General features: G+C 46.0%; 19 protein-coding genes and 1 riboswitch. Of the genes, 17 read left to right on the top strand and 2 right to left on the bottom strand.

All coding sequences use genetic code 11. The annotated features are described in order from the left end of the window. Positions 1-8 precede the first annotated feature (8 nt). The 6 genes from A5883_RS13385 (at position 9) to thiT (ending at position 6,016) form a co-directional block, all read left to right on the top strand. A complete protein-coding gene (locus A5883_RS13385; protein ID WP_005232967.1) occupies positions 9-689 on the top strand; it encodes a metal ABC transporter ATP-binding protein in 681 nt (226 codons plus the stop codon). After that, positions 662-1,492 (top strand): metal ABC transporter permease, encoded by an 831-nt coding sequence (locus A5883_RS13380; protein ID WP_005230272.1) that lies wholly within the window; start codon positions 662-664, stop codon positions 1,490-1,492. The genes A5883_RS13385 and A5883_RS13380 overlap by 28 nt, the downstream gene beginning before the upstream one ends. Before the next feature lie 151 nt (positions 1,493-1,643). Further along, positions 1,644-2,468: a pur operon repressor gene (gene purR / locus A5883_RS13375; RefSeq protein ID WP_005230273.1), complete on the top strand. Its 825-nt coding sequence runs from the start codon at positions 1,644-1,646 to the stop codon at positions 2,466-2,468. 176 nt (positions 2,469-2,644) lie between these two features. Continuing rightward, positions 2,645-4,018, top strand: coding sequence for a bifunctional UDP-N-acetylglucosamine diphosphorylase/glucosamine-1-phosphate N-acetyltransferase GlmU (gene glmU / locus A5883_RS13370; protein ID WP_005230274.1), 1,374 nt, complete (start codon positions 2,645-2,647; stop codon positions 4,016-4,018). 115 nt (positions 4,019-4,133) lie between these two features. After that, complete coding sequence (locus A5883_RS13365) at positions 4,134-5,108, top strand: ribose-phosphate diphosphokinase (RefSeq protein ID WP_005230276.1); 975 nt, start codon at positions 4,134-4,136, stop codon at positions 5,106-5,108. 181 nt (positions 5,109-5,289) lie between these two features. Continuing rightward, positions 5,290-5,391, top strand: a riboswitch (TPP riboswitch). Positions 5,392-5,443: 52 nt separating this feature from the next. Further along, positions 5,444-6,016 (top strand): energy-coupled thiamine transporter ThiT, encoded by a 573-nt coding sequence (gene thiT, locus A5883_RS13360; RefSeq protein WP_280517189.1) that lies wholly within the window; start codon positions 5,444-5,446, stop codon positions 6,014-6,016. Positions 6,017-6,071: 55 nt separating this feature from the next. Here the strand turns inward: thiT and A5883_RS13355 are convergent, their stop codons facing one another. Further along, on the bottom strand, positions 6,072-6,860 hold the full coding sequence (locus tag A5883_RS13355) for a hypothetical protein (RefSeq protein WP_005230281.1): 789 nt from the start codon (positions 6,858-6,860) through the stop codon (positions 6,072-6,074). 231 nt (positions 6,861-7,091) lie between these two features. Between A5883_RS13355 and A5883_RS13350 the strand changes: the two genes are divergently transcribed. The 7 genes from A5883_RS13350 to rpoZ all read left to right on the top strand — a co-directional run bounded on the left by A5883_RS13350 (position 7,092) and on the right by rpoZ (position 12,013). Beyond that, positions 7,092-7,808, top strand: coding sequence for a class A sortase (locus tag A5883_RS13350; RefSeq protein WP_086338836.1), 717 nt, complete (start codon positions 7,092-7,094; stop codon positions 7,806-7,808). 75 nt (positions 7,809-7,883) lie between these two features. After that, positions 7,884-9,548 (top strand): patatin-like phospholipase family protein, encoded by a 1,665-nt coding sequence (locus A5883_RS13345; RefSeq protein WP_086338835.1) that lies wholly within the window; start codon positions 7,884-7,886, stop codon positions 9,546-9,548. Then, positions 9,541-9,756 (top strand): YdbC family protein, encoded by a 216-nt coding sequence (locus A5883_RS13340; RefSeq protein WP_005230288.1) that lies wholly within the window; start codon positions 9,541-9,543, stop codon positions 9,754-9,756. Before A5883_RS13345 ends, A5883_RS13340 begins: the two co-directional genes overlap by 8 nt. Positions 9,757-9,783: 27 nt before the next feature. Continuing rightward, positions 9,784-10,668, top strand: a complete 885-nt coding sequence (locus A5883_RS13335) for a YicC/YloC family endoribonuclease (protein ID WP_010748861.1) — start codon at positions 9,784-9,786, stop codon at positions 10,666-10,668. A gap of 13 nt (positions 10,669-10,681) precedes the next feature. Then, the gene (locus A5883_RS13330; RefSeq protein WP_005230307.1) at positions 10,682-10,963 is read left to right on the top strand and encodes a hypothetical protein; all 282 of its coding nucleotides are present in this window, start codon (positions 10,682-10,684) and stop codon (positions 10,961-10,963) included. Positions 10,964-11,087: 124 nt separating this feature from the next. Continuing rightward, positions 11,088-11,702, top strand: coding sequence for a guanylate kinase (gmk, locus tag A5883_RS13325; protein ID WP_005230308.1), 615 nt, complete (start codon positions 11,088-11,090; stop codon positions 11,700-11,702). A 5-nt stretch (positions 11,703-11,707) separates the two neighbouring features. Further along, a complete protein-coding gene (rpoZ, locus tag A5883_RS13320) occupies positions 11,708-12,013 on the top strand; it encodes a DNA-directed RNA polymerase subunit omega (protein ID WP_005232977.1) in 306 nt (101 codons plus the stop codon). Positions 12,014-12,241: 228 nt separating this feature from the next. Here rpoZ and A5883_RS13315 read toward each other — a convergent pair whose 3' ends face one another. Continuing rightward, a complete protein-coding gene (locus A5883_RS13315) occupies positions 12,242-13,453 on the bottom strand; it encodes an IS110 family transposase (RefSeq protein WP_176323941.1) in 1,212 nt (403 codons plus the stop codon). A gap of 300 nt (positions 13,454-13,753) precedes the next feature. Between A5883_RS13315 and priA the strand changes: the two genes are divergently transcribed. Genes priA through rsmB form a run of 4 tightly spaced genes read left to right on the top strand, consistent with a single transcriptional unit; the run spans position 13,754 to position 18,952 of the window. Then, positions 13,754-16,156, top strand: coding sequence for a primosomal protein N' (gene priA / locus A5883_RS13310; RefSeq protein ID WP_086338834.1), 2,403 nt, complete (start codon positions 13,754-13,756; stop codon positions 16,154-16,156). Between the two features lie 10 nt (positions 16,157-16,166). Then, positions 16,167-16,658: a peptide deformylase gene (gene def / locus A5883_RS13305; RefSeq protein ID WP_005230314.1), complete on the top strand. Its 492-nt coding sequence runs from the start codon at positions 16,167-16,169 to the stop codon at positions 16,656-16,658. Continuing rightward, on the top strand, positions 16,651-17,604 hold the full coding sequence (gene fmt / locus A5883_RS13300) for a methionyl-tRNA formyltransferase (RefSeq protein WP_086338833.1): 954 nt from the start codon (positions 16,651-16,653) through the stop codon (positions 17,602-17,604). The genes def and fmt overlap by 8 nt, the downstream gene beginning before the upstream one ends. Further along, complete coding sequence (gene rsmB / locus A5883_RS13295; protein WP_015510616.1) at positions 17,594-18,952, top strand: 16S rRNA (cytosine(967)-C(5))-methyltransferase RsmB; 1,359 nt, start codon at positions 17,594-17,596, stop codon at positions 18,950-18,952. The genes fmt and rsmB overlap by 11 nt, the downstream gene beginning before the upstream one ends. The last annotated feature ends 2 nt before the right edge of the window (positions 18,953-18,954 follow it).

Below are 18,954 nucleotides of genomic sequence, written 5' to 3'. Positions count from 1 at the left end.
GCGCCTGCGTGCGTTATATCGATGTAAAAGATTTGACCTTTTATTATGATGATGAGCCCGTCTTGGAAGACATTTCCTACTTTGTCGAAGACGGCGAATTCGTGATTTTGACTGGCGAAAATGGGGCGGCAAAATCTACTTTGATCAAAGCAACCCTTGGTTTGTTGAAACCTTCTAAAGGAGCAGTCACCTTGGCGACCAAGAATGCTGCTGGTGAAAAATTAAGCATCGGCTACATTCCTCAGCAGATTGCTTCCTTTAACGTCGGGTTCCCCAGCACCGTTTTGGAATTGGTCCAATCGGGCCGCTACCCAAGAGATCGCTGGTTCAAGCGCTTGACGAAACGAGACCATGAACATGTCCGCCGTGCATTAGATGCCGTCGGTATGTGGGACGTGCGTCATAAACGGATCGGCGAGTTGTCCGGTGGCCAAAAGCAGCGGATCAGCTTGGCACGGGTCTTTGCCACGGACCCTGATTTATTTATTTTAGATGAACCGACTACGGGGATGGATGAACAATCCCGCAATCTGTTTTATGAACTGCTACGGCACAATGCTCATGACCACGGCAAGTCGATTTTGATGATCACCCATGATCACGAAGATATCAAAGAATACGCGGACCGTCAGATCCGTTTAGTGCGGAAGGAGGATTCACCATGGCGTTGCTTTCATATGAATTCATGAGAAGAGCTTTTCTTGCGGCGATTTTTATTGCTGGTATCGCACCGATGCTGGGGGTCTTTCTAGTGATTCGGCGACAGTCATTGATGGCTGATACGCTGTCCCATGTCTCTTTAGCAGGGGTGGCACTGGGCTTCTTTCTAAATCTAAATCCGAGTTTGACGACGCTATTGATCGTAGTCATTGCCGCAATCATTTTGGAATACTTGCGAACACTGTACCGCAGTTATTCAGAGATCTCGATCGCCATTTTGATGTCTGGCGGCTTAGCGTTAGCCCTCGTCTTGATGAACCTTAGCGGGGGGAACTCCGCAACGAGTATCCAATCGTATTTGTTTGGGTCGATCGTTACGATCACACAAGAACAAGTCTGGATCTTAGGCTTTTTGTTTTTAGTCGTTTTTGCTTTATTCTTCTTATTCAAACGGCCCATGTACATTTTGACCTTTGATGAAGATACCGCTCATGTCGATGGCTTGCCTGTGCGAGTGATGTCGATGCTCTTTAATGTCTTGACGGGGGTGGCAATCGCCATGATGATCCCGATTGCGGGTGCATTGTTGATCTCTGCGATCATGGTTTTACCAGCTGCCATCAGTATGCGTTTAGGCAAGAGCTTCAATGCCGTGATTTTGATCAGTGTCGTGATCGGCATGATTGGGATGATGTCTGGTTTGACCAGTTCCTTTTATTTGGACACACCACCGGGAGCGACGATCACGCTGGTTTTTATCGCTCTTTTCTTAGTGATCAATTTGATCAAACGCATCGTGATCCTCGTGCAACGAAAACAACGCCTAAAATAAAGGGCTTTATGAAAAAGAAACGAAGAATTTTCGTTTCTTTTTTTTAAACTCTAATCAAAACCGAACAATATAAGCAATATTTTAGATAATGCTCGCATTTATCCCGAAAAAGCCTTATAATAAGGCGAATAAACTAAAGGAGTTGTCCGGTGTGAAAATACGTCGAAGTGAACGACTGATCGATATGACACATTACTTGTTGAATCATCCCCATGAATTGATTTCATTGTCCTTCTTTTCTAAACGATATGCCTCTGCAAAATCATCGATTAGCGAAGATTTATCTATTATCAAAAAGACCTTTAAAGAACGAGGAACAGGCATTCTTGATACCGTGCCAGGCGCTGCTGGCGGTGTTTTTTTTGTGCCTGAAATTTCTGAAGAAGAAGCGTATGCGTACGTCGAAGGGCTGGCAGAACGCTTGTCTGAGCAAGACCGTTTGCTGCCTGGCGGCTATGTCTATCTATCTGACTTATTGGGCGAACCGGAATTGCTGCGTCAAGTCGGCCGCATCATCGCTTCCAAATATTTAGGCGAACAAATCGATGCGGTGATGACCGTTGCTACTAAAGGAGTGCCGATCGCTCAAGCAGTCTCTTACTACTTGAATGTTCCCTTCGTGATCGTTCGTCGTGATTCCAAGATCACTGAAGGCTCGACCGTGAGTGTCAATTATGTCTCTGGTTCTTCAGAGCGCATCGAAAAAATGGAATTATCCAAGCGCAGCTTAAAGCGCGGCTCTAGAGTATTGGTGGTCGATGACTTTATGAAAGGCGGCGGCACGGTCAATGGGATGAAGAGCTTGATTGAAGAATTTGAGGCCGAATTAGTCGGTATTACGGTTTTTGCCGAAACGAAATTCAAAGGCAAGCGGGCCATCAGCGATTACAGTTCTCTGCTGTATGTTGAAGATGTCGATACCCAGACCAAAACGATCTCGGTAGTACCGGGAAATTACTTTGAGAAAAAAGCCTGATTTTTGTGGCTCTTAGACTGGCGCAAGCAGCTGTTTTTTAAACGGCGGCCGCCAGTCTTTTTTGATTGGTCTAGGTGGGGATTCCTTAAATCGTTGAAATTTACAAGTACTTGGGCTAAACTGTTTATAGGAAATTCAGTGAACAAAAATCGTTCAGATTGATAGGAGTGGAATACGTGGACGCACGTTTTGCAATAATTTTAGCGGCTGGAAAAGGCACGCGCATGAAATCGAAGTTATATAAAGTGTTACATCCTGTTTGTGGCAAACCAATGGTGGAGCACATCATGAATCGAGTGGTGGAAACAAATCCTGAAGAGATCGTGACGATCGTCGGTCACGGGGCAGAAATGGTCAAAGAGCAACTGGGGGATCGCACCAACTATGCCTTACAAGCCGAACAATTGGGTACTGGCCATGCTGTCGTTCAAGCCGAATCGTTTTTAAAAGGCAAAAAAGGGACGACCTTAGTGATCAGTGGGGATACACCGTTATTGACGACGGAAACCTTGAATAACTTGTTCGATTACCACCAAGGGAAAAATGCGTCGGCGACAATCTTAACGGCGCAAGCGGCAGACCCAACAGGCTATGGCCGAATCGTGCGGGATCGTGTCGGTATCGTGGAGAAAATCGTTGAGCAAAAAGATGCGTCGATCGAAGAAGCGCTGATCCAAGAAATCAATACAGGGACGTATTGCTTCGATAATGAATTGTTATTTGACGCCTTGGCAAAATTAGATACGGACAATGCCCAAGGGGAGTACTACTTGACTGATATCATCGAGATCTTAAAGGAAGACGGCAAAATCATCGCTGCTTATCAAACCGAAGATTTTCATGAATCATTAGGAGTCAATGACCGCATCGCCTTAGCCGAAGCCAATCGCTTGATGCGTCAGCGGATCAATCGTCAGCACATGCAAAATGGCGTGACCTTGATCGATCCGGCAACGACTTATATCGACGAAGGTGTTGTGATCGGATCAGATACTCTGATCGAAGCCGGTGTCACCATCAAAGGGAAGACGACGATCGGAGAAGACTGTGTCATTACGGCAGCTTCTGAAATAGAAGACAGCAAGATCGGCAACCAAGTGACGATCAAGGCATCGACGATCGAGGAGAGCATCATTCATGATGGCGCCGATGTCGGTCCCAATGCCCATCTTCGTCCCCATGCGGAAATTTTGGCCCATGCCCATATCGGGAACTTTGTGGAGGTCAAAAATGCGACGATTGGTGAAGGCACCAAAGTCGGACACTTGTCTTATGTTGGCGATGCGACCTTAGGCAAAAACATCAATGTCGGTTGCGGCGTAGTCTTTGTTAATTATGACGGCAAGAGCAAATTCAAAACGACTGTCGGCGACAATTGCTTTATCGGCTCTGGCTCCAATCTAGTTGCACCATTGACCATCGAAGAGGAAACGATGATCGCTGCTGGCTCAACGATCACCAAAGATATTCCTAAACACAGTATGGCGATTGCCCGCGCCCGTCAGGAAAATAAAGCGGATTACGCGAAAAAGTTGCCTTATCTAAATTAGAAATAGCGAAATGACTTGATTTCTTAAGGAAAAATGACTACTATTTATTAGGAAGAAGATTCTAGTAAAAGGAGTCATTTTTTTCTAGATGAACGCAAAGAAAGTGGAGGTTCTCATGTCAAATCATTATTTTGATCCAAGATTGAAGATTTTTTCTCTGAACTCAAATCGTCCTTTGGCGGAAAAAATCGCAGCTGCAGTAGGTGTTGAATTAGGTAAGTGTTCAGTCAAACAATTTAGCGATGGTGAAATCCAAGTGAATATTGAAGAAAGTATTCGTGGTGCCCACGTCTACGTGATTCAATCAACCAGCAGCCCTGTAAACGATAACTTAATGGAATTGCTGATCATGATCGATGCTTTGAAGCGCGCCAGTGCGAAGACGATCAATGTAGTAATGCCTTATTATGGTTATGCAAGACAAGACCGCAAAGCGCGATCAAGAGAACCAATCACCGCAAAACTTGTAGCAAACATGATCGAAAAAGCCGGTGCGAACCGCATGGTTACACTGGATTTGCATGCCTCACAGATTCAAGGGTTCTTTGATATCCCAGTTGACCACTTGATGGGTGCACCATTGATCGCCAACTACTTCTTGGAAAGAGGCATTCAAGGCGATGACGTCGTCGTCGTTTCACCAGACCACGGGGGCGTGACTCGTGCCCGTAAATTAGCTGAGTTTCTTAAGTCACCAATCGCGATCATCGACAAACGTCGTCCGAAAGCCAACGTAGCAGAAGTCATGAATATCATTGGTCATGTTGAGGGCAAAACTTGTGTCTTGATCGACGATATGATCGATACTGCTGGTACCATCACATTGGCTGCGAATGCGTTGAAACAAGCAGGTGCTAAAAGTGTTTACGCCTCATGTACCCACCCTGTTTTGTCAGGACCTGCCTTGGAACGGATCGAAGATTCTGCCATTGAGCATCTAGTTGTGACAGATTCGATTCACTTGCCAGAAGACCGCAAGTCGAAAAAAATCGATGAGATCAGTGTCGGTGCCTTGATGGGCGAAGCGATCAAACGAATCCATGAGAACAAACCAGTCAGTCCACTGTTTGAATCAAAATTATCAATTTAATCGTGTCTCATAAGCATGAGAACAACAGCCAATGGTCGGTCTTTAGCCCCTCATTGGCTGTTTTTTTCTGAGGAGTTTCAGGATGTTTTTAGAAAAAACGATCGCAGTCATGTTTCTTTTCACCAATTTATGGTATTCTTGAAAGTGACTTGCGAAATGCAAGCAAAAAATAAAATAGAATCTAATCACAAAGGGGAGTCTGCAAAGGCTGAGAATGAGAGTACTCTAAACCCTTCGTACCTGTTTCGATCATGCGAACGTAGGAATTGTGACGAGTTGAAGTGTCCAACACTTCTCCTTTGTGAATTGTGATGATTCTAAAGGAGGAGTTTTTTTTGAAACGAAAAATGTCGCTGCAGGTGTGGACGGAAGGAACGATGATCGCTGCAATTGGGGTCGTCTTGTCGTATATCCCGATCCAGACAGCCAATTCCAGTATCGACTTGTCTCTAGGTCTCGTGCCCTTGGTCTTGTATTCGTATCGTCGCGGAGTGCTGCCGGGAATGACGGCTGGATTTATGTGGGGCTTGCTGAATATTTTGATTGGTAGCGCCATGCGTAACTTTATCACCGTTCCACAGATCATCTTTGAATACCCCTTTGCCTTTGCTTTTGGCGGGATGGGCGGCTTGTTTGCTAATAAAATCCAGCAAGCGATCCGTCAAAACAGCAAAACCGTTACGTGGTATGTCGTCTTAGGGGGCATCGTGGCGGTGATCAGCCGTTGGTTTTGGCATTATTGGGCTGGGGTCTTTGTCTGGGGAATGTATGCACCGCCAGGACAAAGTCCGTATCTGTATTCCTTGATCTTCAATGGGACATCGGTCATTATCAATATCGTTTATGTAGGGGTCGTCCTAGGTCTCTTAGTCAAGGCAGCCCCGAAATTATTTGTCCCGAAAGCTTAGTTTTAGAAATGGAACCATCAAAAAATGTCTTGATGCTCTTTGAGAAAGAGAAGCATCAAGACATTTTTTTGTCGATAAAGCCAAACGCTAGATCTTCTTGGTCGATTTCCAACGACCAGCTTTTTTTGCTGGCTGAATAGCGTAAAACAGCGATTTGATCCAGCTCTTTTTGATTGACCAGCGTGTTTTTTAAGCCAGCATCTTCTGACAGATAGATCGGGATCGTATAGGTTCTGTCGATCAATTGTTCTTGTGTCAGACAAAAGACGATGCCTTCTTGCATGATTCCCCGCAATTCTTTCAGCAAATTAAAATCGAGCTTTTCCACCGGTGTTGCTTTTTTAAAAAAGGAGAGGCGATCATTGATTTTTTCTAAGACGATGCGGGTGATCCGATCCGCCAAGATCCGATAATATTCATCTAAATAGCGATAATAAACGCGGGAACGTGCATCTTTTAAGTCAAAGAAAACAAAGTTATTTTGCAGTTTGTAAAAGAAAGGGGAGTGGAGGTGTGTCTTCATGTGGCCAAAATATAACAACTCGGAGATCTCTAAAGGCGTCAATTCTTTGACCATCTCGTAATCATTAAAATCGATCCACTTCATTTCTTCGGCAACACGACCTTTGTTGATCTGCTGAAAAAACAGTTGGACGTCTTCCATTCCGCGTATCACTTTTAAGCCTGTATGACCGTCGAATTCGCCGAAATCACTGGAAGGATCAAGTAAGAGCAAATTCTTGGGCTGATGGACGATGCTCTTGTTAAAATCTTGGGGGGCAAGCCCGCGGGTCAAGACGGCATTGCTGGTTGTATCAATATGTACGTAAATCGTGTTAGACATGCCGATCGATCCCTCCTATATACTAAGTTCATTCTACAACAAAGCGCTGAAAATTGCTTGTATCTTTTCGTTTAAAGTTATATTACAAAATAACAGAAAAAACAATTTTTAAGTTCCCTTTTTCGACAAAAAAAGGCAAATCTTGTCTTTTCGTAAAAAAACTGGCCAAAATTGGCGTCTTTATGAGGATTTTGGTATGATAAAAGAAGAAACTAATGGAGACGAAAACCTATGAGAAAAAAGAAACGCAGACTTTCGAATTGGCTGAGCAATCTCTTTTTGCTTTTGCTGTTATTGATTGGTTTAGCATTGATTTTTAATAATCAAATCAAAAATTATTTTATTAAGCAAACAGGTGAAGCTTACGCAGTCGGCACCATTGATCGCAGTGATGTGGAAAAAAATATGGAAGCGGAAGCGACCTTTGATTTTGATGCCGTGGAGCCGGCGAGTTCAGAAGCAGTCTTACGGGCGCAGCTGAGCAACAAAGCCTTGCCAGTGATCGGCGGCGTGGCGGTTCCTAGTGTGGGGATCAATCTGCCGATTTTTAAAGGCTTGGCCAACGAGGCCTTGCTGTATGGTGCTGGTACGTTAAGTCCCACCCAAAAAATGGGGGAACGCAATTACGCACTAGCCAGCCATCGCGCTCAATCGCCAGAGCTTTTGTTTACGCCATTGGATGATGTCGCCATCGGAGCGGCTATCTATGTGACCGATCTGGAAAATATTTACACGTATACCGCGACTTCTTCTGTGCGGGTCGACCCGACCGATGTCTATTTGCTTGACGAAGTGGAAGGCCGTAAAATGATCACGCTGATCACCTGTGGCGAAATGGGCGGTGTCACCCGTCGTGTGATCCAAGGGGATCTGGAATCTGTAACGCCTGTCGACGAAGCAACGGATGAGATGCTGGCGGCATTCAACATGGCACAACGAACATTTTAATCAAAAGAATAGCTCGAGTGGTACGGCAGCTGGCGTGTCATTCGTCTATTCTTTTTTGCTTGAGGAGGCGTCTTGATGAAAGTGAAAAAACTGACTTCGATCGATTTTCTTGCACAAAGGGCAGGGTTTCAAGAAAGCCGACTCGTCTTTTCCTTTTTTGAGTCGCATTCAAAAGCGCGACGAGCCTTTCTAGCCGATATAGCGCAGCAGGGCTGGCAGATCGACAGCCGTTACGGACGTTTTTACTTTGCTGGGCAGTTTGATTTTGACCAAAAGACACTGACTATCACCAATCTGCTGGTGGAAGCAGCCGCCGATTTTACTTGGAAACAACTGCTAGCCGTGACAGAAAGCTTTGCTCGCAGTCGTTTTGTAGCAGCTGTCTTGTGGCAGCTTCCTCATCGAACCCCCTTGGCTGAGTGGTTTATCCAGCAAGGGTATCAGGTGGTCCCTCAAGGGTATCAAAAAGCGCTAGCTTATCAGACGGCGCTGGTTTTAGGCGGTGGCGGTGCTCACGGGGCGTATCAAATCGGTGTTTGGCAAGCGCTGCAAGAACGGGGCATCACCTTTAAATGGATCACGGGAACTTCCGTCGGTGCCTTGAATGGCGCCTTGATTTTAATGAACGATGTGGAAGCGGCCGTCGATTTATGGGCAAATATCTCTAACGAGCAAGTATTGCACTATCCGCTTGCTTCGGTACGTGCCCAAACGCTGCGAGATTTGATGAATCAAGCCAATTCGCTGGTCCGCGAAGCGGTCAAAAGCAACGGTGCCAGTACCGAACCGTTGGCAAAGCTTTTGCAAAAGACCTTTGATCAAGAAAAATTCAGCCAAACTGCTTGTCGCTTGCTGATCTGTACGACTCGTCTGCCCGATTTCAAGGAGACGGTTTATGCCTTTGATCCATCCGCAGTAGAGGAAAATCTGCATTGGTTGTTGGCATCCGCTTCATTTTATCCAGCGATGCAGGCGCAAAAAATTAACGACGCTTATTACATCGATGGCGGCTACCGCAACAACCTGCCCATCGATGTCGCTGTCCAGCAAGGGGCAACGGAATGTATCACCGTGGATGTCCAAGGACCTGGCATCAATAAAAGGACGGTTGTGACGGAAGAAACTGCGCAGCTTTCGTTGGGGTCTCCTTGGTCCTTAGGCAGCTTTTTGGTTTTTGATGCCCAGCGTTCGCTGGATAATATGACCTTAGGCTATTTGGAAACCTTGAAAGTGTTCGGCAAATACCAAGGCCATTGGTATACCTTTGAAAGGACGGTTGATTTTCAGCCGTTATGGCGGGGCTTTTTGAAAGAGCTGCGCCAGACAGACCCGCTGCTTTATCAGGAACTAAAGAAAAAAGAATTTTGGAAAAAAATGCGTAAATTCTATCAACAGGATGTGCCATTTGAGCAGTGGGGGCGTATACTGATAGAGTGTACCGCGAAAGTATTGTATCTAGCGCCTACGGTGATTTATGAGGAGGAAACGATTCTAACGGCTTTAGCTGAAAAAATTGCGCTAAAGGCAGTGGAAGAAGCCGATGCCTGGTCGATCACCGAGTGGCTGAGCTATTATCGCGACCGTTTTTTTGTCTTGTCCGAGCAAAACCGCTTTTTCTTTTTTTATCGGACGCAGCAATTGAATCTGCCCGCCCTTCAGCAGATTCGTCGGCGTTACCCGCTGACCGCTTTAATGGCAGCGTATAGTCACTATCTTTTGAAAGGAGCAGAAAATGGATAAATTTTCGTATGAAATCGTTGAAGAGATCGCCGTGCTTTCGGAAAATCAAAGAGGCTGGCGCAAAGAATTGAATTTGGTGAGCTGGAATGGGCGTCCGCCAAAATTTGATCTGAGAGATTGGGGCCCAGAGCACGAAAAGATGGGCAAAGGCGTGACCTTATCCAATGAAGAATTTGCAGAACTTAAAAAAGCCCTGCTTTCCATGTAAGAAAGCAAAACGGTGAGGAGTGATCAAATGAAAAGTATGACTGGTTTTGGCAAAGGCAGTGCAGAAACGCCAGATGTGCAGATCGAAATTGAGATCAAAAGTGTCAATCAGCGCTTTTTGGACCTGCAGCTGCGAATGCCCAAACAATTGAATCCTCTAGAAGGTGCTTTACGGCAGTCGATCAAGCAGACCCTCCAGCGAGGACGAATCGAATTGTATGTGACGTTAAAAGAAAAAACCACAAATACGAAACAGATCGAGATCCAATGGGACTTGCTGGAACGTTTCATGCAGGAGATCGATACCGAAGCCAAAGACCGTTTTGACCTAGCAGAGCTGCCAAAAGCAGCATTGCTAGAACAATTCCTGCTCCATGAGGCCTTTCTAACGATCTCTGATCAAGAGCCAGAAGAAAGCACCTTGGCCGATGGCGTGATGGAAGCATTAGATCAAGCGCTGGCAGCGATCGATCAAAGCCGCTGGGTGGAAGGGCAAGGTATTTTGCAGATCTTGCAAGAAAACCAGCGACAGCTGCAGGAAAAGCTGACAGAACTCAAACAATTCGTGGCCCTCTATGAGGCGGACTACCAAGAACGCTTTGAAAAGAAACTGACTGCTTATTTAGGGGAAGAAGTCGATCGCGATCGTTTACTGACAGAGTTAGCGATTTTATTAGAACGCGGCGATATCCACGAAGAACTGGATCGTTTAAGTATCCATTTAACGACGATGACGGAGCTGCTGGCAGCTGAGACACCGATAGGTCGAGAGCTGGATTTCTTGATTCAAGAGATGAACCGAGAAGTCAATACGATTGGCTCAAAATCAAGTCCGATCCAAATCAAAAACAGTGTCGTCCAAATGAAGACGATCATTGAAAAAATCAGAGAACAAGTTCAAAACATCGAGTAGGAGGAATGAACCAATGAAATATTACGATATCACCTTTCACGAACTAAGCGGAAAAAATGTCATCAAGCGCAGTATTCCTTCTGACAAAGAGAATTTCTCTGCGTGGGAAGATGCTTGCGTAGCCATCGAGCCAGATTTTCTCCATCTATTAGTTGATGGCGTAGCTGTTTCTTTAAATCGTCGGTACATCGTACGTATCGATTGCCAAGAAGTGACGGATCCTACTGAAAAAGCGATCACCGCTAAAGACGAATTGGCAGGGGTCATCAATACCTTAAGCAACATGGGCTTTTAAGAAAGCGGCCAAAGTGTAGACTAGCAATTTCATGAAATTCCCATTATAATAAAGTAGTTCTTGAAAGTTGCTGAAAAAAAGTGCAAAATAGACGTTAAGCAAATGTCAGTGAAAGGACGTCATTATGTCAGAGCGAGGATTACTTATAGTTTTATCAGGACCTTCCGGAGTAGGGAAAGGGACCGTGCGCAAAGCAATTTTTGAGAGTGACGACAACGATTTTCAATATTCCGTTTCAATGACCACTCGTCAAAAACGCGAGGGGGAAGTGGAAGGGGTCGATTACTATTTCCGCACGCGTGAAGAATTTGAAGCCTTGATCGAAGCCGGTGAAATGCTGGAATACGCCGAATATGTCGGCAATTATTATGGAACCCCATTATCTTATGTCCAACAGACACTGGATCAAGGAAAAGATGTGTTTTTAGAGATCGAAGTGCAAGGGGCAAAACAAGTAAAAGACAAAGTTCCCGATGGTGTGTTTATTTTTCTGACGCCACCTGATCTGGCAGAATTACGCTCTCGTATTACAGGAAGAGGAACCGACTCTGCCGAAGTGATCGATGAACGGATGCGTGTCGCCCGTGAAGAAATCGAAATGATGGCTTTATATGATTATGCCGTTGTCAATGATGAAGTACCTAAGGCAGTCCAACGAATTCGCGAAATTATTTCAAGTGAACATTTTCGCGTTGACCGAGTGATCGGAACCTATATCAAAATGTTAGAGGAGCTGTAAGAAATATGATGTTAAAACCTTCAATCGATTCTTTGTTGGATCGTGTCAATTCAAAATATTCATTAGTGATCTTAGCAAGCAAACGGGCGCATGAACTTGATGCCGGTGCGCAAGCAACACTAGAAAACTTTGATTCAGTGAAAAGCGTGGGTCAAGCACTTGAAGAAATCGAAGCGGAATTAGTCGTTAATGATCCGCATCCAGAAATCAAGCGTGCCCGCTTGAAAATGGAACAAGAAGAGCGCAAAGCGCAAAAAGACCAAGAACAAAAAGAATTAGAAGCGCGTATCCGCGACGAACAAAAGCTATAGACAAAAGCAAGCTAGAGCACGCCTGTGTTCTGGCTTTTTCTTTTGAATGATGATGGTTAAATTTTTGTAAGGGGTACAGACAAACCCCCACCCATTTAGTAAAATAGAACCTAAAAGCCTGCAAATAAAAAGTCAAGAGGAAAATGAATAAAGATTTATCTGAATTGAAGGCATGACAAATAGAACCACCGATTATCGCTGGTTTCGACTTATGCTTAAAAACTAAGATCAATCCTCACCTGGAAGTGATGCAAGGTACTCTTTTACTCGTCCGTAGTAGATGCGTAGAAACTTGTTCGCACCCGCAGTCATGTAAACGTAGTACGGTTTTCCCTCTGCTCGCTTCTTAGAAATAAATGCGTAAACCGGATCCGTTTCAGGCGAAGTTTTCACTAAAACGTCCATTACCTGAAACAGTGATTTACGTAGTTGAGCAGATCCGCGTTTGGAAGTTCGGACACTTTTCTGATTATAGCTGCTGGATTGATTCACACCAGGATCTACTCCTGCAAAAGCAGTCAAAGCACCTCGATGAGAAAACCGTCGAATATCGCCAATCTCCGCCATCAGTTGTGGTCCTAATGATGGGCCCACGCCTTTCATAGCCATGACTATCGGATATTCTGGCAATTGCGCAGCTGTATGATCCATCTGTAGGCGCAACTGCTCAACAGTCCTAGAAAGAGTATTTAACTGCTCAATCGCTTGCATAATCAGACCTTTTGTCCGTTTATCTTTCGGTAAAAGAGCAATCAACTTTTTAGAGGCTTCAAAGATTTGTACTGGTTTCTCTGGGTGAAAGTCGTAGCCTTTACGCGTACAGAACTTCTGATAACGTTCAGTGAAAGCAGCCAGAGAGCCTTTCCGAACACAGTCGACATGCCAAAAAGAGGTGACAAAATCAACCCATTTTTGACTGCCGTCTTTTCGAACAGGGCTGGTAAAAAAAGTATTCGCCCCAGGAAACGTTTGATCTAAAAGAGAAATGAGATTATTTTTGAGAGCTGTTTTATGTTTCATGTAAAAATCAAACTGTCGGTTCATGATTTTTAGTTGGTCTCTTGTCTTATCCATAAGGTTATACTGTCGCAGGTCATTCCAGTTGTCAAGCGCATAACGAGCGATTTTGACGGCATCCTTTTTGTCAGATTTCACTTTACGAAGGGAATTGTTTCCAAAATCTTTAATGAGTTTTGGATTGACCAAACTGACATAAAAACCCGCATCGGTAAGCCAATGAGCGACAGGCTCGTGATAGCGGCCTGTGTACTCCATGACGATTCTAACCTCTCCTTCAAGTTTGGAAAGAGAATGAATAAATTCATCAATGTCTCTAGAAGTATGGCAGAGTTCAAAAGGGCTAGAAATCACTTCACCGAAAGGTCGAATGATCGAAACAACACTTTTACTTTTAGCAACATCAATACCTACTGCGTTCAAGATGATCAGCTCCTTCAGATTATTCGCAATGGAAAGCCAGCATAAACACATTGCCGATTCAATCTACTGGGGTGTGACACGAACGTACTGGGAAACAGCAGTTCAACCTGCATAAAACGAACGCTGTGAATGAGCAGCTGGTTGGCAGACTTTTTTACGGACGTAAAGTCCAAGGAGGAGAATGCCCGACCATTGCCCTCTCATTCTAACAGCTTAAGCAACATGATAGATCAAAGGGATTACTAATGATACTAGTAGTGCCTTATAACCTATAAATATATTGTAGTAGGAGGAGAAGAAATGGCGTACATAGCAGAAGTGATCGTGGATGTTCCCACGATGCAGACCGATCAGCCTTTTACCTATCTGATCCCATCAGAATTACAAGCCGCCATTGAGACAGGGATGCGGGTCGAAGTGCCATTTGGCAAGGGCGACCGCCATATCCAAGGGTTCGTCGTCGGCCTTTCAGAAGTTGCCGAAACGCAGCAGACCTTAAAACCAATCGTTCGTTTGTTGGATTTGTCGCCTGTCGTCAATGAAGAACTTCTCCAATTAGCCGACTACATGAAGGAAACGACCTTTGCCTTTAAGATCACTTGCTTGCAGACGATGCTGCCTAGTGTGATGAAAGCCGAGTACCAAAAGCAGATCGTTTTGCTGGAAGGAAATCATCCCATCAAAGAATATTTTCCCGAAAACGGCATCCTCAGCTGGCAAGACGCCGAAAGTGCAGGGCTGTTGCCGCAGTTGAAGCCTTTGCGGGAAGCCGCAGTAGTTGAATTGCAGTATCTCGTGAAAAATAAAAACAAAGCGAAAATGACCCGTTACATTGAACGCAAGATCGATCCAGCAGAAATCCCCGCCGTCCAGCAACAGCTGCGCAAAGGGTCCAAACGCAAGCTGGAAATCTTACAGATTTTGACAGAGGAAGCCCGCTTGCCGGTTTCCTTTTTTACCGAACAAGGGATTTCCACCGCGGCTTTGAACCAAGCGCAAGAAGCTGGTTGGCTGACCTTTACGGAAGTTGAAGCCTACCGTGATCCTTATAAAGACCGTCAATTTCAAAAAACGGTCCCGCTTGAATTAAATGAAGAACAGGCAGCTGCAGTAGCGCAAATCACTGCTTGTGCGGATAACCAAGAGGCACAGACTTTTTTACTGGAAGGGATCACCGGCAGTGGAAAAACAGAAGTCTATCTGCAAGCGATCGCCCAATTGCTGAAACAAGGCAAAACCGCGATCATGCTCGTGCCAGAGATCGCATTGACCCCGCAAATGGTCGAACGCTTTAAAAGCCGTCTCGGCGACGCAGTGGCTGTTTTACACAGCGGCTTGTCCCAAGGTGAAAAATACGATGAATGGCGTAAGATCGAACGCGGGGAGGCGCAGGTGGTGGTTGGCGCCCGCTCGGCGATTTTTGCTCCGTTGAAAAACATCGGGGTCATCATCGTCGATGAGGAGCACGAAGCCTCCTACAAGCAAGATGAAGCCCCTCGTTACCATGCGAGAGATTTAGCGATTTGGCGCAGCCAGTACCATCACTGTCCAGTGGTGTTAGGCAGTGCGACGCCGTCATTGGAATCTCGTGCCCGGGCGCAAAAAGAAGTCTACCGCTTATTGAAATTGAATCAGCGGGCAAAAACCAGTGCGCAATTACCGCAGATCGAAGTCGTGGATATGCGTACCGAATTTGCCAATAAAAAGTATCAAACCTTTTCTCGTCCGTTACAGGAAAAAATTACAGACCGCTTGGCCCGCAAAGAACAGATCGTCTTGCTGCTGAATCGGCGCGGCTACTCTTCCTTCGTGATGTGCCGCGATTGCGGGTATGTTTTGCCTTGCCCAAATTGCGACATCTCCTTGACGCTGCATATGGATACCAAAACGATGCGTTGTCATTATTGCGGACATGAAGAACACATCCCCCATCGTTGCCCCAACTGCAATGCAGACAAGATTCGTTATTACGGAACGGGTACGCAAAAAGTGGAAGAAGAGTTGAAGGAACTGTTTCCCGAAGCGCGGGTCTTACGGATGGATGTCGATACCACCCGCAAAAAAGGCGCCCATGAAAAAATCTTGACCTTGTTTGGGGAGAAAAAAGCGGATATTTTGTTAGGGACTCAAATGATCGCCAAAGGCTTGGATTTCCCTGATATCACACTGGTAGGGGTCTTGAATGCCGATACCGCCTTGAATTTGCCAGATTTTCGTTCAAGTGAACGGACGTTCCAGCTGTTGACTCAGGTCAGTGGTCGAGCAGGTCGGGCGGAAAAAACCGGCGAAGTGGTGATCCAAACATTCAACCCTGAGCACTACGCCATCCAATTGGCGCAGTCGCAAGATTACGAAGATTTCTATCAAAAAGAGATGTGGATGCGGCACCAAAGCGGCTATCCACCGTATTATTTCACCGTCAAAATCACCTGCAGCCATCCCGAAGAGCAAGTCGCAGCTCAGAAGATGTTTGCGATCGCGCGGGATCTGCAGCAGGAGCTGTCACCGCAGAGTATTTTGTTGGGGCCGGCACCCAGTGCGATTTTACGGGTGAAAAACCGTTATTACTACCAATTGATCATTAAATACAAAAATGAACCGCAGCTACCTGCTTTGTTGACCCGTCTGTTGGATCAAAGTCAAATCGATCAGCGCAAAGGATTGTACGTGTCGATTGACCAAGAGCCGTTGAATTTTATTTAGAGGAGAAAATATGCGTTATCCTATTATTATCACCCCCGATGAACGTCTTCGTCGGCAAGCAAAACCCGTCAAAGTTATTACCGATGAGCTCGTTCAGCTACTAGACGACCTTTATGAAACGATGGTCGCCCACGACGGGATCGGTATTGCCGCACCGCAAGTCGGCAAAAACCTGCAAGTGGCGATCGTGGAAGTCGAAGAAGACGACCGCTTTGAAATGATCAACCCTGAGATCATCGCTTCTTCTGGTGAATCCCTTGATGTGGAAGGCTGCTTGAGTATTCCCCACACCTTTGGGACCGTCAAACGAGCAGACGAGATCACTGTCCGCTATTTCGACCGAGAAGGAGAGGAAATGGAAGTGGAAGCATTCGGCTACTTGGCGCGTGCGATGCAGCATGAGATCGATCATTTAAATGGCGTGCTGTTTGTCGACAAGCTCGTCGAACGCATTCCTGAAGAAGACTTAGAAAAGTATATGGAGGAACATGAAAATGACTAAAATCGTCTTTATGGGTACCCCGGCGTTTTCCGTCCCAATTTTAGAAGGCTTGCTTGAAGCCGGCTATGAAGTGGCAGCAGTCGTGACACAGCCGGATCGTCCCGTCGGTCGCAAAAAAACCATCACTCCGACCCCCGTTAAAGAAGCGGCGATGAAGCATGGCTTGTTGGTTTTACAACCAGAAAAAATCAGTGGGTCACCAGAAATGGAGCAGATTCAAGCTTTAGCACCTGATCTGCTGATCACGGCAGCTTTCGGCCAATTTTTACCTAGTGCTTTACTAGAAGTACCAAAGCATGGCGCTATCAACGTTCATGCGTCCCTACTGCCGAAATACCGTGGCGGAGCACCTGTGCATTATGCCATCATGGAAGGTGAGCAAGAAACGGGTGTAACCATCATGGAAATGATCAAAAAAATGGATGCTGGCGGTATTTTTGCTCAAGCTCGTTTGCCGATCACGGCCCAAGATGATGTGGGGACGATGTTTGATAAGTTGAGCCTATTAGGCAAAGACTTGCTGCTGGAAACTGTGCCGAAAATCTTGTCGGGAGAGCTGCAGCCTGTCCCGCAAGAAGAAGCAAAAGTCACCTTTTCACCAAATATCAGCCGTGAACAAGAAGCCATCGACTGGCAGAAAACGGCGGTGCAAATCGATGCCCAAGTCCGAGGCATGCGACCATGGCCGATCGCCTTTACGACACAAAATGGCAACCGCTGGAAACTTTGGCAAGTAACACCGCTGGAGCAAACGACGACAGCCGAACCAGGAACGATCATTGAACGGACGAAAAAAACGTTGCTGATCGCTTGTGGGGAAGGCACGGTATTGGCTATCGATGAATTGCAGCCAGCTGGAAAAGGCCGACAAGACATTGCCGCATTCTTAAACGGCAGTGGACAACAGATTCAAAAAGGGGATCAGGTAGGTACCTATGAAGCGTAATCTTGGAGACATACAATATACAGTGCGTTTTGTGGCACTAGAAGCGTTGTTGCGAATCGAAAAAGGCGGCGCTTATTCCAATCTACTGCTGCGGGAATTGATGAATCAAGGGCGTTTAAATGACAAAGACGGTCGCTTGCTGACTGAATTGGTGTACGGCACCATCAGTCGTCAGCTTTTATTGGATTATTATTTGGATCGGTTTATTAAAAATGCCCGCAAAGTCGACCCGTGGGTCAAAACGCTGCTGCGGCTTTCCTTGTATCAGATGCTGTATCTCGATAAAGTACCCGCCCATGCCATCATTCATGAAGCCGTGGATATTGCGAAAGCCAAAGGCAATCCGGGAACTGGAAAATTCGTCAATGGCGTCCTGCGCACGATCCAACGACAAGGAGTGCCAGACTTGGCATTGATCAAAGACCCAATGGAACGTTTAGCAACGGAAATCAGTTTGCCCCTGTGGCTAACGAAGAAACTAGTCAAACAAATTGGGATCGAAGAAACCAGTGAGCTGGGCTATGCCCTATTTGAACCCAATCATGCCAGTGGTCGTATCGATCTGCAGCGCATCTCGCAAGCAGCAGCGATCGAACGGCTGCAAGAAGAAGGCATCGACGCACGACCAAGTGAGCTTTCCCCCTATGGGGTTGTGGCTGACAAAGGCTTTATGGCGGGCTCGTCCCTCTACAAAGAAGGTTTACTGACGATCCAAGATGAAAGTTCGATGCTGGTTGCCCCCGTTTTACAAGTAGCCCGAGACCATCAAGTACTGGATGCCTGCGCAGCACCAGGAGGCAAAACGACCCATATCGCTGCCTTCTTGTCTGCCGCAGAGGGCGGCAAAGTGACAGCATTGGATATCCATGCCCATAAGGTTAAGCTGATTCAGCAAAATGCCCAACGTTTAGGCGTCGAAGCAGTTGTGGAGACCCGCGTGATGGATGCGCGGGAGACGGCTCAAACCTTTGCACCCGAACAATTTGATCGCATCTTAGTGGATGCCCCTTGTTCTGGATTAGGGTTGATGCGCCGTAAACCGGACATCAAATACAGCAAGACGGAAGCCGATTTCCAACGCTTGCCGCAGATTCAGCGAGAGATTTTGGAAAGTGCCGCCCCAACCTTGAAAAAATCGGGTATAATGGTCTACAGCACATGCACGATTCTAGCGGAAGAAAATCAACAAGTCGTGGCAGCGTTTCTCGCTGACCATCCTGAATTTGAGCAAATGCCTCTTGCGGTAGGACCGCTGGCAGCCGAAGCGGTTCAAGAGGATATGTTGACGATCTATCCGCAAGATTTTATGACAGATGGCTTTTTTATCAGTTGTCTACGCAAAAAGTAACG

The organism is Enterococcus sp. 5B3_DIV0040 (genome assembly GCF_002140755.1).
Classification (GTDB): domain Bacteria; phylum Bacillota; class Bacilli; order Lactobacillales; family Enterococcaceae; genus Enterococcus_D; species Enterococcus_D casseliflavus.
Note: the sequence above shows the minus strand (reverse complement) of the source record. Positions and strands in the feature narration are given on the sequence as shown.

Excerpts from the sequence above, each read along its gene's own strand:
- A5883_RS13380 (WP_005230272.1), top strand. The coding sequence starts at position 662 with ATGGCGTTGCTTTCATATGAATTCATGAGAAGAGCTTTTCTTGCGGCG.
- A5883_RS13365 (WP_005230276.1), top strand. The coding sequence starts at position 4,134 with ATGTCAAATCATTATTTTGATCCAAGATTGAAGATTTTTTCTCTGAAC.
- A5883_RS13355 (WP_005230281.1), bottom strand. The coding sequence starts at position 6,860 with ATGTCTAACACGATTTACGTACATATTGATACAACCAGCAATGCCGTC.
- A5883_RS13350 (WP_086338836.1), top strand. The coding sequence starts at position 7,092 with ATGAGAAAAAAGAAACGCAGACTTTCGAATTGGCTGAGCAATCTCTTT.
- A5883_RS13345 (WP_086338835.1), top strand. The coding sequence starts at position 7,884 with ATGAAAGTGAAAAAACTGACTTCGATCGATTTTCTTGCACAAAGGGCA.
- A5883_RS13340 (WP_005230288.1), top strand. The coding sequence starts at position 9,541 with ATGGATAAATTTTCGTATGAAATCGTTGAAGAGATCGCCGTGCTTTCG.
- A5883_RS13335 (WP_010748861.1), top strand. The coding sequence starts at position 9,784 with ATGAAAAGTATGACTGGTTTTGGCAAAGGCAGTGCAGAAACGCCAGAT.
- A5883_RS13330 (WP_005230307.1), top strand. The coding sequence starts at position 10,682 with ATGAAATATTACGATATCACCTTTCACGAACTAAGCGGAAAAAATGTC.
- gmk (WP_005230308.1), top strand. The coding sequence starts at position 11,088 with ATGTCAGAGCGAGGATTACTTATAGTTTTATCAGGACCTTCCGGAGTA.
- rpoZ (WP_005232977.1), top strand. The coding sequence starts at position 11,708 with ATGATGTTAAAACCTTCAATCGATTCTTTGTTGGATCGTGTCAATTCA.
- priA (WP_086338834.1), top strand. The coding sequence starts at position 13,754 with ATGGCGTACATAGCAGAAGTGATCGTGGATGTTCCCACGATGCAGACC.
- def (WP_005230314.1), top strand. The coding sequence starts at position 16,167 with ATGCGTTATCCTATTATTATCACCCCCGATGAACGTCTTCGTCGGCAA.
- fmt (WP_086338833.1), top strand. The coding sequence starts at position 16,651 with ATGACTAAAATCGTCTTTATGGGTACCCCGGCGTTTTCCGTCCCAATT.
- rsmB (WP_015510616.1), top strand. The coding sequence starts at position 17,594 with ATGAAGCGTAATCTTGGAGACATACAATATACAGTGCGTTTTGTGGCA.